General features: G+C 65.5%; 14 protein-coding genes. 5 read left to right on the top strand and 9 right to left on the bottom strand.

The genetic code is table 11. The features are described from left to right. Positions 1–29: 29 nt before the first annotated feature. Positions 30–1,049: a beta-propeller fold lactonase family protein gene (locus tag ACEN8U_RS19970; protein WP_013588952.1), complete on the bottom strand. Its 1,020-nt coding sequence runs from the start codon at positions 1,047–1,049 to the stop codon at positions 30–32. A gap of 578 nt (positions 1,050–1,627) precedes the next feature. Between ACEN8U_RS19970 and ACEN8U_RS19965 the strand changes: the two genes are divergently transcribed. After that, a complete protein-coding gene (locus tag ACEN8U_RS19965) occupies positions 1,628–4,567 on the top strand; it encodes a YadA-like family protein (RefSeq protein WP_015003214.1) in 2,940 nt (979 codons plus the stop codon). Positions 4,568–4,929: 362 nt separating this feature from the next. On the opposite strand, the gene hrpA is transcribed toward ACEN8U_RS19965, so the two are convergent. After that, positions 4,930–9,147: an ATP-dependent RNA helicase HrpA gene (gene hrpA / locus ACEN8U_RS19960; protein WP_015003215.1), complete on the bottom strand. Its 4,218-nt coding sequence runs from the start codon at positions 9,145–9,147 to the stop codon at positions 4,930–4,932. Positions 9,148–9,170: 23 nt separating this feature from the next. On the opposite strand from hrpA, the gene argA reads away from it, so the two are divergent. From argA to proP, 3 genes are all read left to right on the top strand, one after another. Then, positions 9,171–10,559 carry an amino-acid N-acetyltransferase gene (argA, locus tag ACEN8U_RS19955; protein WP_013588955.1) on the top strand — a complete coding sequence of 463 codons (1,389 nt, stop codon included), beginning with the start codon at positions 9,171–9,173 and terminating at the stop codon, positions 10,557–10,559. 109 nt (positions 10,560–10,668) lie between these two features. After that, positions 10,669–10,944: an oxidative damage protection protein gene (locus ACEN8U_RS19950; protein ID WP_013588956.1), complete on the top strand. Its 276-nt coding sequence runs from the start codon at positions 10,669–10,671 to the stop codon at positions 10,942–10,944. A 790-nt stretch (positions 10,945–11,734) separates the two neighbouring features. Next, positions 11,735–13,234, top strand: coding sequence for a glycine betaine/L-proline transporter ProP (gene proP, locus ACEN8U_RS19945; RefSeq protein WP_238558521.1), 1,500 nt, complete (start codon positions 11,735–11,737; stop codon positions 13,232–13,234). An 84-nt stretch (positions 13,235–13,318) separates the two neighbouring features. Here the strand turns inward: proP and ACEN8U_RS19940 are convergent, their stop codons facing one another. The 5 genes from ACEN8U_RS19940 to ACEN8U_RS19920 form a co-directional block, all read right to left on the bottom strand. Beyond that, complete coding sequence (locus tag ACEN8U_RS19940) at positions 13,319–13,807, bottom strand: metallophosphoesterase family protein (protein WP_015003218.1); 489 nt, start codon at positions 13,805–13,807, stop codon at positions 13,319–13,321. Positions 13,808–13,982: 175 nt separating this feature from the next. Continuing rightward, positions 13,983–14,789: a hypothetical protein gene (locus ACEN8U_RS19935; protein ID WP_015003219.1), complete on the bottom strand. Its 807-nt coding sequence runs from the start codon at positions 14,787–14,789 to the stop codon at positions 13,983–13,985. A gap of 2 nt (positions 14,790–14,791) precedes the next feature. Then, on the bottom strand, positions 14,792–15,367 hold the full coding sequence (locus ACEN8U_RS19930; protein ID WP_015003220.1) for a TMEM175 family protein: 576 nt from the start codon (positions 15,365–15,367) through the stop codon (positions 14,792–14,794). Between the two features lie 88 nt (positions 15,368–15,455). Continuing rightward, entirely contained in the window at positions 15,456–16,856 is a 1,401-nt protein-coding gene (locus tag ACEN8U_RS19925; protein WP_015003221.1) for an FAD-containing oxidoreductase, read from the bottom strand. A 127-nt stretch (positions 16,857–16,983) separates the two neighbouring features. Then, positions 16,984–19,287 carry a putative bifunctional diguanylate cyclase/phosphodiesterase gene (locus tag ACEN8U_RS19920; protein WP_041745565.1) on the bottom strand — a complete coding sequence of 768 codons (2,304 nt, stop codon included), beginning with the start codon at positions 19,285–19,287 and terminating at the stop codon, positions 16,984–16,986. Positions 19,288–19,535: 248 nt separating this feature from the next. Between ACEN8U_RS19920 and ACEN8U_RS19915 the strand changes: the two genes are divergently transcribed. After that, on the top strand, positions 19,536–20,123 hold the full coding sequence (locus tag ACEN8U_RS19915; RefSeq protein WP_015003223.1) for a lysozyme inhibitor LprI family protein: 588 nt from the start codon (positions 19,536–19,538) through the stop codon (positions 20,121–20,123). 88 nt (positions 20,124–20,211) lie between these two features. Here ACEN8U_RS19915 and ACEN8U_RS19910 read toward each other — a convergent pair whose 3' ends face one another. Both ACEN8U_RS19910 and ACEN8U_RS19905 read right to left on the bottom strand, forming a co-directional pair. Further along, positions 20,212–20,556 (bottom strand): transcriptional regulator, encoded by a 345-nt coding sequence (locus ACEN8U_RS19910; protein WP_015003224.1) that lies wholly within the window; start codon positions 20,554–20,556, stop codon positions 20,212–20,214. Positions 20,557–20,615: 59 nt separating this feature from the next. Then, positions 20,616–22,040 (bottom strand): PLP-dependent aminotransferase family protein, encoded by a 1,425-nt coding sequence (locus ACEN8U_RS19905; RefSeq protein ID WP_015003225.1) that lies wholly within the window; start codon positions 22,038–22,040, stop codon positions 20,616–20,618. Positions 22,041–22,063 lie beyond the last annotated feature (23 nt).

Raw genomic sequence — 22,063 nt, 5'->3', positions numbered from 1 at the left:
GGCAACGCGCAGCTGGAATATCTCCATTATCACGCGCCGTTCGGCGCCGTGACCGGCGCGCGGTTAAAGAAATAGATGCCGTGCGGCGAGCGGCCGACGGCGATCGTCTGGATCAGCTTGCGCGTGCTCAGGTCGATAACGCCGACGTGCTTCGCAAAGCGGAACGTTACCCACAGATAGCGTTTGTCGGCGGAAAGTTCCATGTCGTCGGGGCCGGGCATCAGACCGGTGATGTCGCCGACGTTGGTGAGCGATTCTTCGTCGATGATGCTGATCGTGCTCGCCACCCGGTTCGACACCGCGACGTGCCTGCCGTCCGCGAGCGAGCGGAAGTTGTGCGCGCCGTTGCCCGTATGGATCGTCTTGACGATCTTCTGCGTGTGCCAGTCGACCACGGCGACGTAATCGGCGCCCGTCATGCCGACGAGCAGATACTTCTCGCCCGGCGTCATCCACAGCCCCGCCGGCACCTTGCCGACCTTCATTTTCCACTTCACGGTTTGCGTGGGCAGATCGATCGCGGCGAGTTCGCCCGAAACCTGCAGCGTGACGAAGACCGTTTTGCTGTCGTTCGTGAAAGCCATGTGGCTCGGCATGACGGCGAGCGGCAGACGCGACGCGAGCGTCATCTGGTTTTTCTGGCCGTCGTAGTGATAGATGTCCAAGCGGTCAAGGCGCAGCCCGGTCGTGACGAGCCACTTGCGATCAGGCGAAAAGCCGATCTGGTACGGGTCTTCGATGTTTTCGACCCAGCGCTGGACTTGCCCGGTTTTCGGGTCGACGAACATCAGATTGTTGGACACCGAGTTCGCGACGATCAGCGAGGAATTGTCCGGCGTGGCCATCAGGTGATGCGGTTCTTTGCCGGTCGGCACCGTGCCGATGACCTGACGGGTCGTCTCGTCGATGAGGCTCAGCGTGGCTTCGGCGGAATTCAGCACGATCACGTTGTTGGCGCGGGCCGCCGGAGAAAAAAAGCCTGCCGCGGCGGCGAGAGCAACGCCTGCGGCGAACGTGGCTGTGACGCCGGGAAGAAAAAATTTACGCATGAAAACTCACTTCGGAGAACGGCTGTCATTGTAGAACGTTTGCCGCTGCCTGCGGTTGACGCAAGTCGGGTTCAGCGACGAGGAAAATGAAGGGCCGGATGAAGGCTGGCGGCGGCCCTCAAACGGGGGATTGGGCGCCATTTTCTAATGGACAGGCTCTCTTAAATCATTATTTGCTTATTAAGAATTAACTCAGCTCAGCCAGCCTTCGCTAAGAACCAATTCGATAATTCTCATTGGTTTTTAACTGCAGCGCAAAAAATCCGCTGTCGATTAAGACCACAAAATCGGTTTTGCATATTTCGGATTTGGCTTATTGGTGCGCTCAGCGCCTGACGCAGACAATCGTGCGCACTCATCGTCCAGCCTCTTTTTAACCTGGGGCGCAGCGAGTGAGCGCGATCAATGCGGCTGAACAACGGACATACACGACCGCAACAACAATTAACGGCAGAAGAAACACGGCGATTAGTCATCATTATTCGCCGTGATCCAGTACGCCCCCAATGGACGATGACCCGTCCACCGATTATCGCGCCGCGCCGCCCCGAAAATAGCAGCACGGAGTTTTAGAATAAATGAATAAAGTCCATCACTCAGTCTGGTGTGAAACGACGGCGACGTGGGTAGCCGCGCCGGAGACATCCACAGCGAAGAAGAAGCGCGGAAGCGTACGGAGAAAAGTTGTCGTCGCGACGGTGCTGGCCGCGGCGGTGTTGGCCGGCCCGGACGCGATGGCGGCCGGTTTGGACGCGACCGAGGCCGGACCGTTCGCCAATGCCTCAGGAGACTTCGCAGTTGCTGTCGGCTTCAACGCGACTGCTTCGGGCGCCATTGCCGTTGCCGAGGGTGCAAACGCAATTGCTGCGGGCGACGGCTCTATCGCGCTCGGCGCGAACGCCGCCGCAACCGGCTCGGGCTCCACGGCGACGGGCCTGGCTGCGAGGGCGGCGGGCGATTTGTCCACCGCCACAGGGGCGATTTCAGCAGCCACGGGTGCACGGTCAGTGGCGACCGGGTTCAATGCGCTCGCGAGCGGCGTCGATTCGATCGCGGCAGGCTCAGGAGCACTCGCGCGCAACGACGCCAGTGCCGCGTTCGGCAGCGGCGCTCAAGCCAACGGAACGCTCTCTACCGCGCTCGGCTATCACGGGAGCGCGTCAACCGCCGCATTGTCCGGCGGAGCGTTTGCCACGGCCGCAGGCGACTATTCGGTCGCCCTCGGGTACACGGCCGTGACCAGCGGGTTGAGTTCGGTGGCGCTCGGCTATGCGGCCAACGCCTCGGGCAACAATGCGTTCGCGGCCGGCCCCTCGGTGATGGCCGCAGGCGACAACTCCACGGCACTGGGCTATGCCGCCTCCACGACGGGCCTCAACTCCGTTGCGCTCGGATCTGCCGCCACGGCTTCGGCGGACAACAGCGTCGCGCTCGGTGCCGGGTCGAAAACAGGCACTGACCTCACGACCCCCGCATATGTACCCGCCGGCGCAGATCCCGCGACCATCGCCGGTATGAATGCGACAGGCGAAGTGTCGGTCGGCTCCGCAAACAACGAGCGGCGCCTGACCAACGTCGCCGCGGGCGCGGCCGCTACCGATGCCGTCAACGTCAGCCAGTTGCAAGCAGCCACTGCAGGCGTGTCGCGGTACTTCAAGGCGAATGGGCTGAACGACGGCACCGACGACGCATCCGCCACCGGCACGAACGCTGTCGCTATCGGCAGCTCCGCTCTGGCCACCGGCGCCAATGCGGTCGCTATTGGCAGCTCGGCGCTCGCCACCGGTGAAGCCAGCTTCGCCGCCGGCACGAACGCCGCGGCGCAGGGCGCGTTCAGCACCGCCGTCGGCGGCTTCTCCAGCGCAGTCAACGACGGCTCCACAGCTCTCGGCTATCAGGCAAGCGCGACGAACGACAACGCCACGGCACTCGGCTACCGCGCCAGCGCAACGGCGCCGAATTCGGTCGCACTCGGCCAGGGTTCGCTCGCCGATCGTGCCAACACCGTCTCCGTCGGCTCCGCAGGCAACGAACGCCAGATCACCAACGTCGCCGCCGGCACCGCGGACACCGACGCGGTCAACCTGAGTCAGCTGCAAGCCGTCAGTGCCAACGCCTCGCGCTACTTCAAGGCGAATGGGCTGAACGACGGCACCGACGACGCGTCCGCCACCGCCGCGAACGCTGTCGCCATCGGCAGCTCCGCTCTGGCCACCGGCGCCAATGCGGTCGCTATCGGCAGCTCGGCGCTCGCTACCGGTGAAGCCAGCTTCGCCGCCGGCACGAACGCCGCGGCGCAGGGCGCGTTCAGCACCGCCGTCGGCGGCTTCTCCAGCGCAGTCAACGACGGCTCCACTGCTCTCGGCTATCAGGCAAGCGCGGCGAACGACAACGCCACGGCACTCGGCTACCGCGCCAGCGCAGCGGCGCCGAATTCGGTCGCACTCGGCCAGGGTTCGCTCGCCGATCGTGCCAACACCGTCTCCGTCGGCTCCGCAGGCAACGAACGCCAGATCACCAACGTCGCCGCCGGCACCGCGGACACCGACGCGGTCAACGTCGCCCAGCTGAAAGCGGTAAGCGACCAGGGCGCCGCCACCGCCGCGAAGCTCGACGGCGCGGTCATGTACGACCGCAACGCCGACGGCAGCGTCAACAAAAATAGCGTCACGTTAGGCGGCGATGCAGCGAGCGGCGGCACGGTGCTTCACAACGTCGCGAATGGCGTCGATCTTTCCGATGCCGTCAATGTCGGTCAACTGAATGCGGCCATCGGGGCGGTCAACAACGCCGTCGTCAACGCGGCCAACCCGTTCTTCAGCGGCGAAGGCGATCGCGACACGGAGGGTGCGGTGTCGACGGGCACGCACTCGCTTGCCGCGGGCGCCAACGCCCAAGCCACCGGCACCAACAGCAGCGCAATCGGCGCCGGCGCGTCTGCAACCGGCAGCAGCGCGACAGCGGTCGGCGCCAACTCTTCCGCAAGCAGTAACAACGCAGCGGTATTCGGCGCAAACTCTTCTGCTATCGCCAACAACGCGACCGCCCTCGGCGCAGGCGCCACTGCTAGCGCTGCCAATTCCGTCGCACTGGGCCAAGGATCTGTGGCGGATCGTGCGAACACGGTATCGGTCGGTGCCGCGGGCCAGGAGCGCCAGATCGCCAACGTCGCCGCCGGTGTGCAAGGTACCGACGCCGTGAACGTCAACCAGTTGCAACAGAGCGTGAGCGGCGCAGTCGGCGAGGCGCGAAGCTACACGGACGACCAGATCCGCTCGGCACGACGCGATTCGTACGGCGGCACCGCGTCTGCGTTGGCCATGGCAGGTCTGCCTCAGGCGGTCCTGCCCGGCCGCGGCATGGTCGCGATGGCCGGTGGCACCTATGGCGGACAGTCGGCGCTGGCCATCGGCGTGTCGCAGTTGTCGGAGACCGGCAAGTGGGTCTACAAGCTGCAAGGCAGCACGGATTCGCGCGGCCAGTTCGGCGCATCGGTTGGGGCAGGCATGCATTGGTAAGCGGGTGCGGCGTGACGGCACCCTGTCGCGCCGTCCCGCCAGTGCATGGCGCAACATAGGTAGTTTGTCACCAGCAGGTAGGCGCGGGCTCGACAGCGGCCCGCGCGTGTTTGCGCGTGGTGCGCTCCACCGACAATGGAGCGTGCCACGCGCCTTTTTTCATCTCGGGAAAAGTCAGAAGCGGGAAACGCGTGCACTGCCGACGCAGGCACAACCGCAAACCACCGGCGAGCAGCTGCCCAGAGTGCAAACACATCACCCGCGACCGCGCCCCGAAGAGTCGAAGCCGAAATAGCAGCGAGGCAAGCGGCAAGCGGCAAGCGCGAATCAGACTCGCCAGCCGCGCCGCCCACTCTGCCCCTTCACCGCTGCATCGAATCCCACACCTTATAAAGCCGCTTGACCGACACCGGCATTGGCGTGCGCAGTTCCTGCGCGAACAGCGACACACGCAGCTCTTCGAGCAGCCAGCGGAACTCCGACAGACGCGCGTCCGGCACGCCGCCGCGCTGCGCGACCGCCCGCTGGTAGTGCTGCAACAACGGCTGAAATTCTGCGAATTGCCGCGTATCGCGTGCGGGGTCGGCCTTCAGCTTGTCGATGCGCAACCCAATGCCCTTCAGATAGCGTGGGAAATGCGTGAGTTGCGAATACGGCGTATCGACCACGAAACGCTTGCTGACCAGCGCGTCGAGCTGAGTCTGCATGTCGGCATGGGCCGCCGCGAACGGCCTGGCCTGCACGAGCTTCTTCAGCACGGCCGCGTATTCGCCGAGAATCTGGCCGACCAGCCGCGCGATTTCCTGCGCCAGCAAGGTGAGCCGGCTGCGTCCTTCATCGCGGCGCGTGTGAAAGCTGACGTCGTCGTCCGGTAGCGGATCTTGTAGACACGCGCGGTCGAGCGCGGTGTCGATCAGCTGATCACGCAGCTCTTCCTGCGTGCCGCGCGTCATGAACTGCATCGCCATTTCGCGCAAGCCCGGCAGATTTTTCTCCAGATACTTGATCGGCTCCTTCAACTGCAAGGCGAACAGTCGACGCAAGCCCGCGCGATGAATCCGCGCCGCCTCGTCCGGCGAATCGAACACCTCGACGTCGCAATGCGTGCCGCGGTCGACGAGCGCCGGATAGCCGAAGAGCGTCTGCCCGCCGCGGCGAATTTCGAGCAACTCGGGCAGCTTGCCGAAATTCCACGTGGTGAGGTTTTCGTAGATCGCGGTGCCGGCGGTCCGCTCGCCCGGCTCGGGCGTCTGCGGCCCGGTCGAGGAGGCGCTTTTACCGCGCGCGCCCGGCGCCACCGGCGCGGCCCCGCCCGTCCCCGCCGCGTCCGCGAGCGCCGCGCCCGCCGCGCTCGACGCGATCTTCTGAAAATGCTGCTGCGCCTGCCCGCCGAATTCCGCGCGCAGTTGCGCCAGATTGCGGCCCATCGCGAGCTGCCGCCCGTGCTCGTCGATCACCTTGAAGTTCATGAACAGATGCGGCGGCAGCGTCTCGAGCTTGAAATCCGCCTGCTTGAGCGCGACCTGCTTCTCTTCGCGGACATCGGCAATCAGCGCTTCGAGCAGACCGCCCGCGGCAAAGCGCGGCGCCTCATGCCGCTCGACGAAGCCGGCCGCGTACTCGGGCAGCGGCACGCAGTGGCGGCGCAATTTCTGCGGCAAGGACTTCAGCAGCAGCTGCGTCTTCTCCTTGAGCATGCCGGGCACGAGCCACTCGCAGCGCCGCGCGTCCACCTGATTCAGCGCGAAAAGCGGCACGGCGAGCGTCACGCCGTCGCGCGGCGACCCCGGCTCGAAGTGATAGGTGAGCGCCATCTCGACGCCTGCCATCGTCATCCGTTTCGGGAACAGGTCGGTGGTCACGCCGGCAGCTTCGTGGCGCATCAGATCGTCGCGCGACAGGTACAGCAGGCGCAGCTTGTCCTCGGGCTGGCCGCTCTTCTTCACCTCGTCGCGATACCAGCGCTCGAATGCCGCGCCCGTATAAATGCCCTTCGGCAGCGCCTGGTCGTAAAAGCCGTAGATCAGCTCATCGTCGACGAGCACATCCTGACGGCGCGACTTGTGTTCCAGTTGCTCGATGTCGGCGAGCAACTTACGGTTGTGCGAGAAAAATCCGAGCTTCGTGTCGAATTCGCCTTCGACAAGCGCGCCGCGAATGAACAGCTCGCGCGCCCGCGCCGGGTCCTGCTTGCCGAAGCTCACGCGGCGGCGGTGATAGATCGGCAACCCGTACAGCACGGCGCGCTCGAACGCCGACACTTGCGCCGCGCGCTTTTCCCAATGCGGCTCGGACAGCGATCTCTTCAGCAGATGCGCGCCGATCTTCTCGATCCATTCGGGCTCGATCCTCGCGATGCAGCGCGCGTAGAGACGGCTCGTCTCGACCAGTTCCGCCGCCATCACCCACTTGCCCGCTTTCTTCACGAGCGCGGAACCCGGCCACAGATAAAACTTGATGCCGCGCGCGCCGAGGTAATACGGCTCGTCGTCGGCTTTCAGGCCGATATTGCCGAGCAGGCCCGTCAATAGCGCAAGATGGACCTGCTCGAACGTGGCCTCGGCTTCATTCAGACGCCAGCCGTGCTCGCGCACCACCGTCAGGAGCTGCGAATGGACGTCGCGCCATTCGCGCAGCCGCACTTGCGACAGGAAGTTCTTGCGACATTCCTCGTGCAGTTGCTTGTTCGACTTCTTGTGCGAAATTGCCTCTTCGAACCAGTTCCAGATCTTCAACCACTGTAGGAATTCGGAGCGCTCGTCGACGAAACGGCGATGTGCCTGGTCGGCCTGTTCCTGGGCCTCAATCGGCCGGTCGCGCGGATCCTGTACGGACAATGCACTCGCGATAATCAGTACTTCCTTCAGCGACTGCTGATCGCGCGCGGCGAGAATCATCCGGCCGACGCGCGGATCCAGCGGCAGGCGCGCGAGCTCGCGGCCGAGCGGCGTGAGCTGGTTGTCGTCGTCGACGGCGCCGAGTTCGTTGAGCAGTTGATAGCCGTCGGCGATGGCGCGGCCGGGCGGCGGCTCGATAAATGGAAACGTCTCAATCGCCGTCAGATGCAGCGACTTCATGCGCAGAATCACGGAAGCGAGCGACGAGCGCAGAATCTCCGGATCGGTAAAACGCGTGCGGCTCTGATAATCGCTCTCGTCGTAAAGACGAATGCAGATGCCGTCCGCCACCCGCCCGCAGCGCCCTGCCCGCTGATTCGCGGCGGCCTGCGAAATCGGCTCGACCTGCAACTGCTCGACCTTGTTCCGATACGAGTAGCGCTTCACGCGCGCGAGGCCCGTGTCGACCACATAACGGATGCCCGGCACGGTGAGCGAGGTTTCCGCCACGTTGGTCGCGAGCACGATGCGCCGCGCGTTCGAAGTGCGGAACACGCGCTCCTGCTCGGCGGCGGAAAGCCGCGCGAACAGCGGCAAGATTTCCGTGTGCGGCGGATGGTGCTTGCGCAGCGCCTCGGCGGCATCGCGAATTTCGCGCTCGCCCGGCAGGAACACCAGCACGTCGCCGGGACCCTCGCGGCACAATTCGTCGACGGCGTCGACGAGCGCCTCCATCAGATCGCGGTCCGTTTCGCGCTGCGTCTTCGGCCGATCGCCGCGCGACGACGCGCCCGTTCCGCCCGCCGTGCCTTGCGCCGCTTTGACGGCAGCGCTTTCTTCCGCGACCGGACGGTAGCGCACCTCGACCGGATACAGGCGGCCGCTCACTTCGATCACCGGCGCGGGTTTGTCCTCGCTGCCGAAATGGCGCGCGAAACGATCGGCGTCGATCGTCGCCGAGGTCACGATCAGCTTCAAATCCGGGCGCCTCGGCAGAATTTCCTTCAGATAGCCGAGCAGAAAATCGATGTTGAGGCTGCGCTCGTGCGCCTCGTCGATGATGAGCGTGTCATACGCCTTCAGCAGCGGGTCGGTCTGCGTCTCGGCGAGCAGAATGCCGTCCGTCATCAGCTTGACCGATGCGCCCGGCGACAGGTTGTCGGTAAACCGCACCTTGTAGCCGACGACTTCGCCGAACGGCGTGCCCAGTTCCTCGGCGATGCGCCGGCCCGTTGCCGAAGCGGCGATGCGGCGCGGCTGCGTGTGGCCGATCAGCCCCGAGCCGCCCGCGCCGAGGCCGCGACCGAGCGCGAGGCAGATCTTCGGCAGCTGCGTGGTTTTGCCCGAGCCGGTCTCGCCGGACACGATCACGACCTGGTTTTCCGCAATAGCTTTTGCTATCTCGTCACGGCGGCCGGAAACGGGCAGCGCCTCGGGAAACGTGATGGGCGGAATGGGATTCGGCTCGCGAGCGGGCCTCGATTCGCGCGGCTCGCGGGTGGCTTTCGGCTCGCGCGGCTCGCGGATGGCCTTCGGCTCGCGGCTGGCGTTGGCCTCGCGCGGAGCACGATGCGGCTCGCGCGCCTTGCGGGGCGCGTTCGGCTTGCCACGGTCCGCGTCCTGTTCGGGACGGCGCTTCGCGTCCTGTTCGGCGCGGCGCTTCGCGTCGCCGGCCTTCGTTTGATCGGCGGCCGGCGCCGCATTCTCGTTCGCCGCGGCGGGACTTTTGGGTACATTCGACATGGGGGCGCATTATAATCCCGGGCATGAATTCCCAAACCGACCTCGTCCCCGCGCCCGCGAGCGTTCCGGCCCCTGCTGGAGCATCGGAAGACCTCGCCCAGCACGCGCAATTCGTCGACTGGATGCGCTCAGTCGCCCCTTACATCCACGCGTTCCGCAACAAGACGTTCGTCGTCGGGTTCGGCGGCGAAGTGGTGCATCAGGGGCTCCTGAATGCGCTCGTGTCGGACATCGCGCTGCTGCAGGCCATGGGCATCCAGATCGTGCTGGTGCACGGTTCGCGCCCGCAGGTCGAGGAGCAGATGAGTCTGCACGGCGTCGAGTCCGAGTTTTCGCACGGCATGCGCATTACCGACGCGCGCGCGCTCGAATCCGCGAAAGAAGCGGCCGGCGAAGTGCGTCTGGACATCGAGGCGGCCATCAGCCAGGGCTTGCCGAATACGCCCATGGCGCACGCGCACATCAGCGTCGTGTCGGGCAACTTCGTGACGGCACGCCCCGTCGGCATTCTGGACGGCGTGGACTTCGCGCACACCGGCGTGGTGCGCAAGATCGACGCCGATTCGATCCGCCACTCGCTCGCGAGCCGCAAGCTCGTGCTGCTCTCGCCGCTCGGCTTTTCGCCCACCGGCGAAGCATTCAATCTGTCGATGGAAGACGTGGCCTCCGCCGCCGCGATCGCATTGCGCGCCGACAAGATCGTGTTCCTGACCGAAACGCCCGGCCTCATGCAAGCCGGCGAGGACGGCCCGGAGCTGATCCGCGAACTGTCGCTCGACGACGCCTACAAGCTGCACGAAAGCGGCGAGGTCACCGGCGACGCGGGCTTCTATCTGAAGCACTCGATCCGCGCGTGCCGGGGCGGCGTGGCGCGGGCGCACATCATCCCCTACGCGCTCGACGGCAGTTTGCTGCTCGAACTGTTCCTGCACGACGGCGTCGGCACGATGATCTCGTACGAGAACCTGGAAAGCCTGCGCGAAGCCACGCCGGACGACGTCGGCGGCATTCTCGCGCTGATCGAGCCGCTCGAGTCCGACGGCACGCTGGTGCGGCGCGGGCGCCATCAGATCGAGCGCGACATCGACCACTTCTCGGTGATCGAGCACGACGGCGTGCTGTTCGGCTGCGCGGCGCTGTATCCGTACACGCAGGAGCGCATCGGCGAAATGGCCTGCCTGACCGTCGCGCCGGAAGCGCAAGGCACGGGCGACGGCGAGCGCCTGCTCAAGCGCATCGAGCAGCGCGCGCGGGCGCGCGGCCTCACGCGTATTTTCGTGCTCACCACGCGCACGGAACACTGGTTCCTGAAGCGCGGTTTCGTGAAGGTCACGGTCGACGACCTGCCCGAAGACCGCCGCCGACTGTATAACTGGCAGCGCAAATCGCTCGTGCTGATGAAACAGCTCTGAGCGGCCCCCTATAAGCGACCGGCCGTCGTCGAATGATCCGGTCATTTATTTTTTATGGGCCGGCGTCAGTGCTGAAGCACTACGCCGGCCGACAGAGGAGAAGCCCAACATGACTCGTATGGTTCAATGCGCGAAGCTCGGCAAGGAAGCCGAAGGCCTCGATTTCCCGCCGCTGCCGGGCGAACTCGGCAAGCGGATCTACGAAAGCATCTCGAAGGAAGCATGGCAAGCGTGGTTGAAGCAGCAAACCATGCTGATCAATGAAAATCGTCTGAACATGGCCGACCCGCGCGCGCGCCAGTACCTGATGAAGCAGACCGAGAAGTTCTTCTTCGGCGAAGGCGCGGACACCGCGCAGGGCTATGTGCCGCCTGCAGGCGAATGAACGAATGACTGGTGAGCGCTCGATCGCAGCAATCGGGCGTCACGCCCTTACCTGCACCACAACGAAATCCGCGCCTCATGCGCGGATTTTTTTCGCACGAACACTTCGTCGCTCAACCTCCGGCGAGCGCCCGCAAAACTCCCCAAACGGTACATTTTCAGGCCGTTTTAAGCCCCTTCTCCAGACCGCCCGATTGCCCGAATCCCGCTCCCGGCAAGGGATTGCGCGCCGTTCACCGCCCTCCCCGGCGAATCCGGGTTTGCACGATCCTCTGCCATCGTGCTAACATGTGTGTCGTTCCAACAGCAATTCACCTTCATTCGCGTTCTCTGACCTTGCGACACATAGTGCGTGCACTGCGAGTGCCCGCACTGCGGCGTGTCCATCGCGATGGAACAGTTTTTATACAAGAAGGCTTGTCGGTCGTATCGCAGGTTGAGTCAGTTCTGAGGGTCGTCCCGAAGGCGTCGCAACCGCGAATCAAGCACCGGCCTTTTTCGTTTCAAGCCTTCCCGTGACGTGGAATCCGGCGCCGAGCCGCCCGCGTCTTCATGCGCCTGCCCCCCTTTCACGGCCACGCAGGTGCAACAGTCAGCACAATCTAGACGAGTGTTTTTTCGCGACCTGGCTCGCGAGGCACGGGCACTTGCTGTTTTCGCTGCTTGCGCAGCGTTTGGCGAGTCTTTTGCGTTTTCTTTCTATGCGCGCCCACTTTTTCGCCGTCGCGGCGAGAAGGCCCTCGCCCCGTTTCTCGAAACAACACTTCCCAGCAACCGTGGCGGAACGCATCATGAGTTTCGTCGCAGTCATCGGAGTTTTTACCTTGACCGCTTCCAGCAACGGCTTCTGGCGACACCAACAAGAACAACGCCTTTCCCTCGACGACATCACGGTCGTCGACCACTCTCTCTTGAAGCGTGCCGTCGGCGCCATGGCGCTTGGCAACGCAATGGAATGGTTCGACTTCGGCGTGTACAGCTACATCGCTGTCACGCTCGGCAAAGTGTTCTTCCCGTCGTCGAGCCCGTCCGCCCAGTTGATCGCGACCTTCGGCACGTTCGCCGCCGCGTTTCTGGTGCGCCCGGTCGGCGGCATGGTGTTCGGGCCGCTCGGCGACCGCATCGGCCGTCAGCGCGTGCTGGCAATGACCATGATCATGATGGCGCTCGGCACGTTCGCCATCGGGCTGATTCCGAGCTACGGGTCGATCGGCATTCTCGCGCCGGCCCTGCTGCTCGTCGCGCGTCTGGTGCAAGGCTTTTCGACCGGCGGCGAATACGGCGGCGCGGCGACCTTCATCGCCGAATTCTCGACGGACAAGCGCCGCGGCTTCATGGGCAGCTTTCTCGAATTCGGCACGCTGATCGGCTATGTGCTGGGCGCGGGCACGGTCGCCGTGCTCACCGCGACGCTGTCGAACGACGCGCTGCTGTCGTGGGGCTGGCGTGTGCCGTTCCTGATCGCCGGTCCGCTCGGACTCGTGGGTCTCTACATCCGCATGAAGCTGGAAGAAACGCCCGCGTTCAAGAAGCAGGCCGAGCAACGCGAAGCCGAGGAAAAGGCGCTGCCGAAGCAGTCGTTCCGTCAGTTGCTCGTGCAGCAATGGAAGCCGCTCCTGCTGTGCGTCGGCCTCGTGCTGATCTTCAACGTGACCGACTATATGGCGCTCTCGTATCTGCCGAGCTACCTGTCGGCGACGCTGCACTTCAATGAATCGCACGGCCTCTTCATCGTCCTCCTCGTGATGGTGCTGATGATGCCGGCAACGCTCGCGGCCGGCCGCCTCTCGGACGCGATCGGCCGCAAGCCGGTCATGCTGTTCGGCTGCGTCGGTCTCTTCGCGCTGTCCATTCCCGCGCTCCTCCTGATCCGCATGGGCACGGTGCTGCCGGTGTTCGCCGGCCTGATGATTCTGGGCGTGCTGCTCTCGTGCTTTACGGGCGTGATGCCCTCGGCGCTGCCGGCCCTCTTCCCGACGAAGATCCGTTATGGGGCGCTGGCCATCGGCTTCAACATTTCGGTGTCGCTGTTCGGCGGCACGACGCCGCTCGTGACCGCGTGGCTCGTCGAGCGCACCGGCAATCTGATGATGCCCGCGTACTACCTGATGGGCGCGTCGCTGATCGGCATCGTCTCGGTCGTCGCGCTGCGCGAAACGGCCCGCAAGCCGCTGCTCGGCTCGGGTCCGTGCGTGGCGACGCGCGCCGAAGCACACGCTGTGCTGCGCGGCGAACGTGAAGCCGAAGAGATGGACGAAGGCTACGCGGCGACCGCTACGGCGCGCGCGTGATCGCGGCAAACGCAGTGCAATGCTGCGCTCGTCGTGAAGACTTGAAGTAGTGGACAAAGGGTCGGCGCAAGAGCCGGCCCTTTTTCATTCCAGCAACACATCGACCCTCGCCTCGGCGTGTGCGCCTTCGATGGTCAGCAGTCCCGCCGAAACCGGCAGCTTGAAACGCCGCGGCCCCGCGCTGCCGGGGTTGACGAACAGCACGCCGTCGCGCTCGCTGATCGACGGCTTGTGCGAGTGGCCGGTCACCACGACCTTGATGCCCTGTGTGCGCGGATCGGCTGGCACCTCGGCCATGTCGTGCACGACCAGAATCACGACCTGCTGCACGGTAAGCGTCGCATGGGTCGGCAGCGCCGCGGCCCACTCGCCCACGTCGTTATTGCCGCGCACCACCGTGAGCGGCGCGATCTGCGCGAGCGCGTCGAGCACCGCCTGATTGCAGATATCGCCGGCATGGATGATGGCGTCACAGTTGGCGAGATACGCGAGCGCTTCCGGCCGCACGAGGTTATGCGTGTCGGAGATCAGGCCGATGCGGCTCGACGGCGGACGATGTTGGGCTGGAGTCATGAAGGAAGTGTTGGCAAAGCTCCGCTTTGCGAGCAAACGACGCGCCCGCGGGCATCTCAATCGACCGGCGACCGCAGCGACGTTTCGCAGCTCGCTCGGCCGTGCTTTGCGCCACGCCCAGCCCACACGCGGCGAACGCTCGCGTGCAGACGGCCGCTCCCATACTCGCGCGAGACTATTCGACCCGCCGCTGCAACGAAGCCTCCGACGATCCTGCTCGCACCGGCCGCCGCGCATCCAGCATGCGCCGCGTCGCGCCTTGCACGACGATCGAAATCGCCGACGCGCACGCAAAGCTCGCCCACACGCCATAGCGTGGCAGCATTGCCGCGGTCGCCGCGAAGAACGCCGCGAACGAGCCGCGCCCCACTACCATGCCACGCATCAGCAACGCGACGAAATGGGGCCCGTGCTCGCGCTGTGCCGACACGGCAAGCACAATCCCGAGCAGCGGAAAGACCGACAGCAGGCCGCTCCAGGTCGCCCCCATCGATGCCGACAAGCCAGTGACCGCAAGCGTCAACAGCGCGCCGGCGAGCATGCGCGCGACGAGATCCGCCCGCCCGGCCCGCGCGGCCGGCACCTGTCCCGCGACGCGCGGCAAAACGCTCTGCGAAATCGCGACAGCCGTGCAAGCCGCCGCAACGGCCCACGCGAGCGAGCGCGGCAGTTGTGCGAGCAACAGCGCCGCCACGAGCCACGCGCTCATGCCCGCGACGACCGCGACCGGCCACGACAAACGGCGGCAACTCAACGCATACGCAAGGTTGAATGCTTCCGACGCGGCAATCGCCGCAATCGAGGCAACCGACGCCTGCGCCGCGAACGACGGCCCGCGAGCCAGCGCGAGCAGCAGCACGATCGGTCCCGCGACGACCGGCAGGCCCGCGAGCCAGCCCGCCACCGACGGTCCCCACATGCGCCCCGCCATCGTCAGCGCGGCGAGAAACGCCGGCACGAGCGCGAGCTTCAACGCGAGCATGCTCAGGCTTCCAGAACGTGTTCGATACGCCTGTCCGGCACGAGCCACCACGCCGCCGCGAGTGCATAGAGCGCCGCCGATGTCCACGGCGCCACGAACGCGAGCACGATGCCCGCCAGATAAATGGCAACGGAAACCTTGCCCTTGAAGTCGTTGCCGACCGCCTTCGCCAGCGCGGAATCGCGGCCGTGCTGGCGAACCAGCAAGCGCGTCAGAATGAAATAGGCGATTGCCGACATGAACAGCACGACGCCGTACAGCGCGGTCGGCCACGAAGCCAGGTGATTCTCGCCGACCCAATGCGTGACCGCGGGCAGCAGCGACAGCCAGAAAAGCAGATGCAGATTCGCCCACAGCACGCCGCCGTTGACCTTCTGCACTGCATGGAACATGTGGTGATGATTGTTCCAGTAGATGCCCACGTAGATAAAGCTCAGCACATACGCGCAGAACACCGGCACCAGCGGGCGCAGCGCGGCGAGGTCGAAGCCTTCCGGCACCTTGATTTCGAGCACCATGATCGTGATGATGATGGCGATCACGCCATCGCTGAAGGCTTCGACGCGTCCCTTGCCCATCGGCTGTTCCTCGAGTGAATGCGGTTGAATGGCCCGCGATTATCCGCGATGCCGCGACGCCTTGTCGATCCGCGCGCCACGCCCCCTGCTACTTCAACGGCTTCAGCCCGTCGAGCAAGGTGGGGATCAATTCGCTGATGGTCGGATGGATGTGCATCGCGTATTGCAAGGTCGGATAAGGCGCGCCCGCCGTCATGATGTCGATGAACGTGTGGATCGCCTCGTCGCCTTCTATGCCGTGAATCGCCGCGCCGAGAATCTGCTTGCTGCGCGCGTCGGCGAGCACCTTCATGAAGCCGTCGGTTTCGCCGCGTTCGCGTGCGCGGCCCACGCGCGACATCGGCATCGTCGCGATCAGCGCATCGCGTCCGCTCTTGCGCACGTCCTCTTCCGAGAGCCCGACGCGCGCGAGCGGCGGATCGACGAAAACGGCATAGGCCATGATGCGCGTGTCGACCGTGCGCGCACCGCCGTCGAGCAGATTGGCCGCGACGATCTGGTAATCGTCATAAGACGTATGCGTGAAAGCGCCGCGCCCGTTGATGTCGCCGATCGCCCAGATGCCCGGCACGTTGGTGCGCAGCTGGCCGTCCACGGGAATCGTGCCGTGCCGGTCCACTTCGATGCCGGCGGCGGCGAGGCCGAGGTCGTCGGTATTCGGTTCGCGGCCGGTCGCAAAGAGCAGGTGCGACGCCTCCAGCGCCGGCACATTCTGTTCGAAGCCGATGCATACTTCATTCGCGCGATGCGGATGCGGCTCGACGCGCGAAGGCTGCACGCCGAAGCGAAACTCCACGCCCTCGCGCGCCAGCACTGTCTGCACGGACTCGGCGAGATCGGCGTCCTCGCGCGTGAGCACGCGCTCGCCGCGCACGAGCACGGTCACCTCGCTGCCGAAGCGGCGAAACACCTGCGCGAATTCGAGCGCGATATAACTCCCGCCGACAATCACCAGCCGGCTCGGCAGCTCGGTGAGCTCGAGCAGGCTCGAGTTGGTGTAATAGCGGATTCGCTCGATACCTTCGAGCGGCGGCACCACCGCCCGCGTGCCGGTATTGAGGAAAATTTCGCCCGCGCTCAGCTCATGCAGCACCGTGCCGTCCGCCCCGCTGATGGACAGCGTATGCGGCCCCGTGAAGCGCGCGTGGCCGTTGAATACGGTGACGTTTTCCGTGCCGCGCAGCCATTGTTCGACGCCGTCGCGCGACTGCCCGATGATCTTGTCCTTGCGCGCTTTCACCGCCGACAGATCGACGTTGACCGCCCCGCTCACCAGCACGCCGAGCCGCGCCGCGTGGCGCGCCACGTGCGCCGCCCGCGCGCTCGCCACATACGCCTTGGTCGGCGTGCAGCCCACGTTCACACAGGTCCCGCCGAACGCCGCGCGCTCGACGACCGCCGTGCGGCGGCCGCTCTTGCCAAGACGCACGGCGAGCGGCGCGCCGCCCTGGCCGGTGCCGATCACGACTGCGTCGAAGTGCTGTGCCATGGCGACTCTCCTCGCGGCTCGGATGCCGGTCGTTGCATCTTACGCCCAGTCGCCGTCACGCTTGTGCCACGCTGCCAATTAGCCGTGGTCCGGCCGCCTTGTCACACCGGACAATGCGCGGTGCGGCTCAGGTGACCGCCGGCGCATACGCATCCGCCAGCGCGCGCGCATAGGCGCTCGCGCCGACCGGCCGGCTGTACAGATAGCCCTGCTGCTTGTCGCAATCGATGGAACGCAGAAACGCCGCCTGCTCGGGCGTTTCTACGCCTTCCGCGGTGACGTTCATGCCGAGCGAATGCGCCATGGCCACGACGGCCTGGGTGATCGCAATCGAATCCCGATGATCCGGCAAACCGGCGACAAACGACCGGTCGATCTTCAGGTTATGCAGCGGAAAGCGCTTCAGATACGACAGCGACGAATAGCCGGTGCCGAAGTCGTCGACGGAAATACGCACGCCCGTCGCGCTCAGCGCGAGGAGCATGGGAAGCACGGTGTCGCTGTCGCTCATCAGCAGCCGCTCGGTGATTTCCAGTTCGAGCGCCGCCGGTTCGAGCCCCGACTGGTCGAGGCAGCGCCTGATGCGCTCGACGAGCCCGTCGTTGAACTGGCGCGGCGACAGATTCACGGCGACGATCAGCTCGGGCGCGAGCGTGCGCCGCCAGTGCGCCGCCTGCTCGCACGCGTGCGCGAGCACCCATTCGCCGATCTCGGCGATGAGGCCCGCGTCTTCGGCAACCGGAATGAACTCGGCCGGCGAGACGTTGCCGAGCTCGCTGTTGTACCAGCGCAGCAGCGCCTCCGCGCCGATGGTGCGGCCGTCCTGGCTATCGACGATCGGCTGATAGACGAGGCTCAGCTCGTTGCCGGCGAGCGCGCGGCGCAGCGACTGCTCGATCAGGAAGCGGCGCTGCAACTGCTGATTGAGCTCGGCGGTAAAGAACTGGAAGTTGTTGCGGCCGCGCTGCTTCGCGTAATACATGGCCGAGTCGGCGTTGCGCATCAGCGTGGGCGCGTCCTGGCCGTCGTCCGGAAAGCGGCTGATGCCGATCGAGGCGCCCAGGTAGTACTCGTTATCCGCCACCGCGAACGGCACGGCGATTTCATCGAGGATGTGGCGGGCAAGCGCGATCAGCCGTTCGCTGCAGTCGCAGGCGCTGACCACGATCACGAACTCGTCGCCGCCCACGCGCGCGAGCGTGTCGTCCGGGCCGACGCAACCGGCGAGCCGCCCGGCGACGCTTTTCAGGAGCGCGTCGCCGGCCTCGTGACCGGCGGTGTCGTTGACCTTCTTGAAGCCGTCCAGATCGACGAACAGGACCGCGACGCTCGCGAGCTCGCCGGTGCCGTCCGGCCCGCCGGGCGCGAACAGGCTGTTCATCCGCTCGGTCAGATAGGCGCGGTTGTATAGACCGGTGAGCGAATCGCGGGTAGCGAGGAATTTGAGCTGGCGCTGTGCCTCGCGCACCGGCCCGATGTCGGTGAAAGAAATCAGCACGGAGTCGGGCTTGCTCTGGCCCGGCTTCAGGATCGGCACGACGTTCTCGGTGATCCAGATGACCTCGCCGCTCACGAGCTCGATGGCGAGCGTGACGCCGAGCATCGGTTTGCCCGTGGCGAGCACCTGGTTCGTGGGCCGCTCGTCTTCCGTCACGGGCGAGCCGTCCTCGTGAAAGCCGCGCACCATCACCGTGCGAATGCTGCGTCCGACGATCTGCGGCCCCGTGCGCAGCATGCGCTGCGCGCTCGGATTGCAGGCCAGCACGACGCCCTCGCGCGACTGCACGACAATGCCTTCGATCAGATGATCGACGACGAGCCGGTGATGCTCCTCGCTGTTGGCGAGGCGCTGCGCCATGGCGTCCTGATGCACGGCGAGACCGACGCTGCGGCTGATGTCGCGCAGCATGGTCTCTTCCTGCGGAGTCGGCCGGCGCGGCTCGCGATAATAGACGGCGAACGCGCCGAGCATGACGCCCGCGTCGTTTTCGAACGGCACCGACCAGCACGCGCGCAGCCCGTGCGGCAGCGCCAGCGCGCGGAAGTCCGCCCACAGCGGGTCGGTTTCGATGTCCTCGACGACCACGAGGCGCCGCTCGTACATCGCGGTGCCGCACGAGCCCGCGCGCGGGCCGATCGCCGCGCCGTCGATCGCCGTGCTGAAGCGCCTTGGCAACGACGGTGCGCCGCCCATGCGCACATGCATGCCGTCTTCGTCGAGCAACAGGATGGAGCAGGACGCGCCCGCGCCCAGCAGCGCTTCCGCGCGCAGACACACCTCATCCAGCAACTCCGGCAACGGCGTATTACGGGTGATGAGCCGCAATACGCTGCGCTCCGACGCGAGTACCTCTTCGGCCAGATCCGGCCGGTAACGGCCATCGCCGGGCGTTGCTTCCACCTCCCTACATGATGTCGCTTCGCGGTTCATATATGCCCCCCAACCCAACATCGGCAAGTTTATGTAAGCAGCGCATCAGGGTATACCCGTCAAATGCCCGAAGACCCTGTTGGAAGCGCCTGTATTTGCCATGCCTTGCACTATCGCGGCGCCGGCCACACCGCGCAAGGCAATATCTGGTAATCACCTGTCCGAATTGCTGCTTTTTCCGCCGTCCGCATGAGGTGCGATCGGACCATCATCCGTTGCATGAGAAACCCTGCATCGCGTGAACCGTCATGAAAATCGTCCGCCCCGCTCTGATCGCCGCGCTGCTGATTGCGCATTCGTCCGCTCACGCCGCGAGCTTCGATTGCAGCAAGGGGCGCTCGCTCGCCGAAAAAATAATCTGCCACGACCCGGCCCTGTCGCGCCTCGACGATACGTTGGGACAACTCTACTGGAAAGCGCGGCGAAAAGTGAGCGACCGGCGCGGCTTCATCACCGACAGCGACAACAAATGGGCCTGGCGCGAGACCCATTGCCGGGACGCCGCGTGCCTCGGGACGTGGTATGCGACGCGCATCGACGAATTGCGGCAACTGATCGCGAGCATGCAGGCGGGTGCGGGCGCGGCCACTGCCGCGGCCGCGCCGCCGCATTCCGGCGATGTGTCCAGCCCCGCGCAATCCGAGCCCGCGCGCCAACCTTCGATGTCCGCGCCTTCCGCCGTCGACGCCGCCATGCTTCAGTGCACCGCCGCGCATCCGGGCCTTGCGATCGGCGAGCCTTGCTCGAGCGTGCTCAGGCAGAACGGCAGTCCGTGGAAGTACCGGCCACACGGCGGCGACTGGTTCTGCGGCGTCGCGATGCTGGGGCGTTCGTGAAAACGCACATGAGAACGCACATGAGAACGCACATGACGACGCACTTAAGGACGCAAACATGCGGCGCCCGGCGCAGCTTCGCAGTCCACTAGTGCAGCCTCGGCGGCACGTCCTGACCGGAAGAGTCCGGCTCGGGCGCGTCGTCGTCCGCGGGACCGCCCTCGCCGAACAGCCCGGCGCACACATCGCGCCCGGTTTCGGTGAGCCGCGCGGTGCCCGCGCCTTCCTCGTTGAACGTCGTGCTCACGAGACCGCCGTCGACGAGCGCCGTCAACTGCCGCCGCAGCACGCTCATCGGCACGTTCGCCTGCTTCGAGAGCCGCGCGAGCGACCACGCGCCGCCGGGCGTCGCCCGCGCGGGCAGTTCGGTGTGCGCACGCCAAAGCTGCCTGAGCACGGCGAGCAGCAGCGGGTCGATCTCATCGTCATCCATTCGTGTCTCCTTGTATTATCCGTCGGCCGCCTGTCTGCGAGCCCTGACGGTACGGCTTCTCACACCATCTGCGTCACCAGCTCGCCGAGTGTCTTCAACGCTGCCTCGCTTTGCGTCGTCCACGGATAGCTGTAGTTGAGCCGGATGAAATGGCGGTAATGGTTGCGCGTAGAAAACATCATGCCGGGCCCGACGGTGATGCTGCGCGCGAGCGCCGCCTGGTAAAGCTTCATCGAATCGATGTGCTCCGGCAGCTCCACCCACAGCACATAGCCGCCTTGCGGCGCGGAGAGGCGCGTGCCCGCCGGAAAAAAACGCCGCACCATCGCGCTCATGATGCTCGCCTGCTGGCGATAGACCTTGCGAACGTGCCGCAGATGCCGGTCGTAGCCGTCCTGGCGCAGATAATCGGCCACGGCGACCTGCGGCACCGAGGGCGTCGTCAGCGTGTTCAGGAACTTGAGCTTCTCGACCTGCGCGCGAAAGCGTCCCGGCAACGCCCAGCCGATCCGGTACGAAGCGGTCAGGCTTTTGGAAAACGACGCGCAATGCAGCACCAGGCCCTGCGTGTCGAAGCTTTTCAGGCTCGCGGGCCGGGCCTCGCCGAAATACAGCTCCTGATACACATCGTTTTCGATGACGGGAATCTGATGCACGGCGAGCAATTCGACCAGTTGCCGCTTGCGCGTGTCCGGCATCTGAAAACCCAGCGGGTTCTGGAAGTTCGGCATCACCATGCAGGCGGCGATCTTCTGGCGCGCGATCACCTGCGCGAGCGCGTCCAGATCGATTCCGTCGACGGGATGGGTCGCCACCTCGATCGCCCGCATGCCGAGGCGCTCGATGGCGTGCAGCATCGCGTAATAGGTGGGCGATTCGACGGCGACCGTGTCGCCGGGCCTCGCGACGGCCTGCAGACTCAGGTTGATCGCCTCCGTCGCACCGACCGTGATGATGATTTCCCCGGGATCGACCGGCATGCCGTTTTCCGTGTAGCGGCGCGCGATCTGCCGGATCAGTTCGGGGTTGCCCGGCGGCAGATCGTCGAGCAGGTTCCAGCTTGCCTGACGGCGCGCAATCGCGTTCGCATACTGATTGATGCGCCGCCACGGAAAGAGCGATGGGTCCGGATACGGCGAGCCGAACGGCACGGCATCGTGCGCGCGGATGCTGCGCAGCGTGGACAGCACGAGCCGGCTCACGTCAACTTCCGCGGCGACGGGCGGCGCGGGCGTGCCGTTGCCGCGACGGGTTTCGGGCCGGAGCGCGGCGAGCGCCGCTTCGCGTACGAAATAGCCCGATTGTGGCCGCGTTTCGACGAGGCCGCGGCTCTCAAGCAGGGCATATGCATGCAGCACCGTCTTGATGCTCACGCCGTGCTGCTGGCTCGCCTGCCGCACCGACGGAATCCGTTCGCCCGCCGCGAACACGCCGCGGCGCACGGCTTCGGCGATTTCGTCGGCGAGCTTTTCGTAGAGTTTCAAGGACGTGGCTCAATAAAGACGGA

It is taken from the genome of Paraburkholderia phenoliruptrix (assembly GCF_047325075.1).
In the GTDB taxonomy this organism is placed as follows: domain Bacteria; phylum Pseudomonadota; class Gammaproteobacteria; order Burkholderiales; family Burkholderiaceae; genus Paraburkholderia; species Paraburkholderia phenoliruptrix.
The sequence above is the reverse complement of the archived record's forward strand: the minus strand, read 5'-3'. Positions and strand labels throughout refer to the sequence as shown.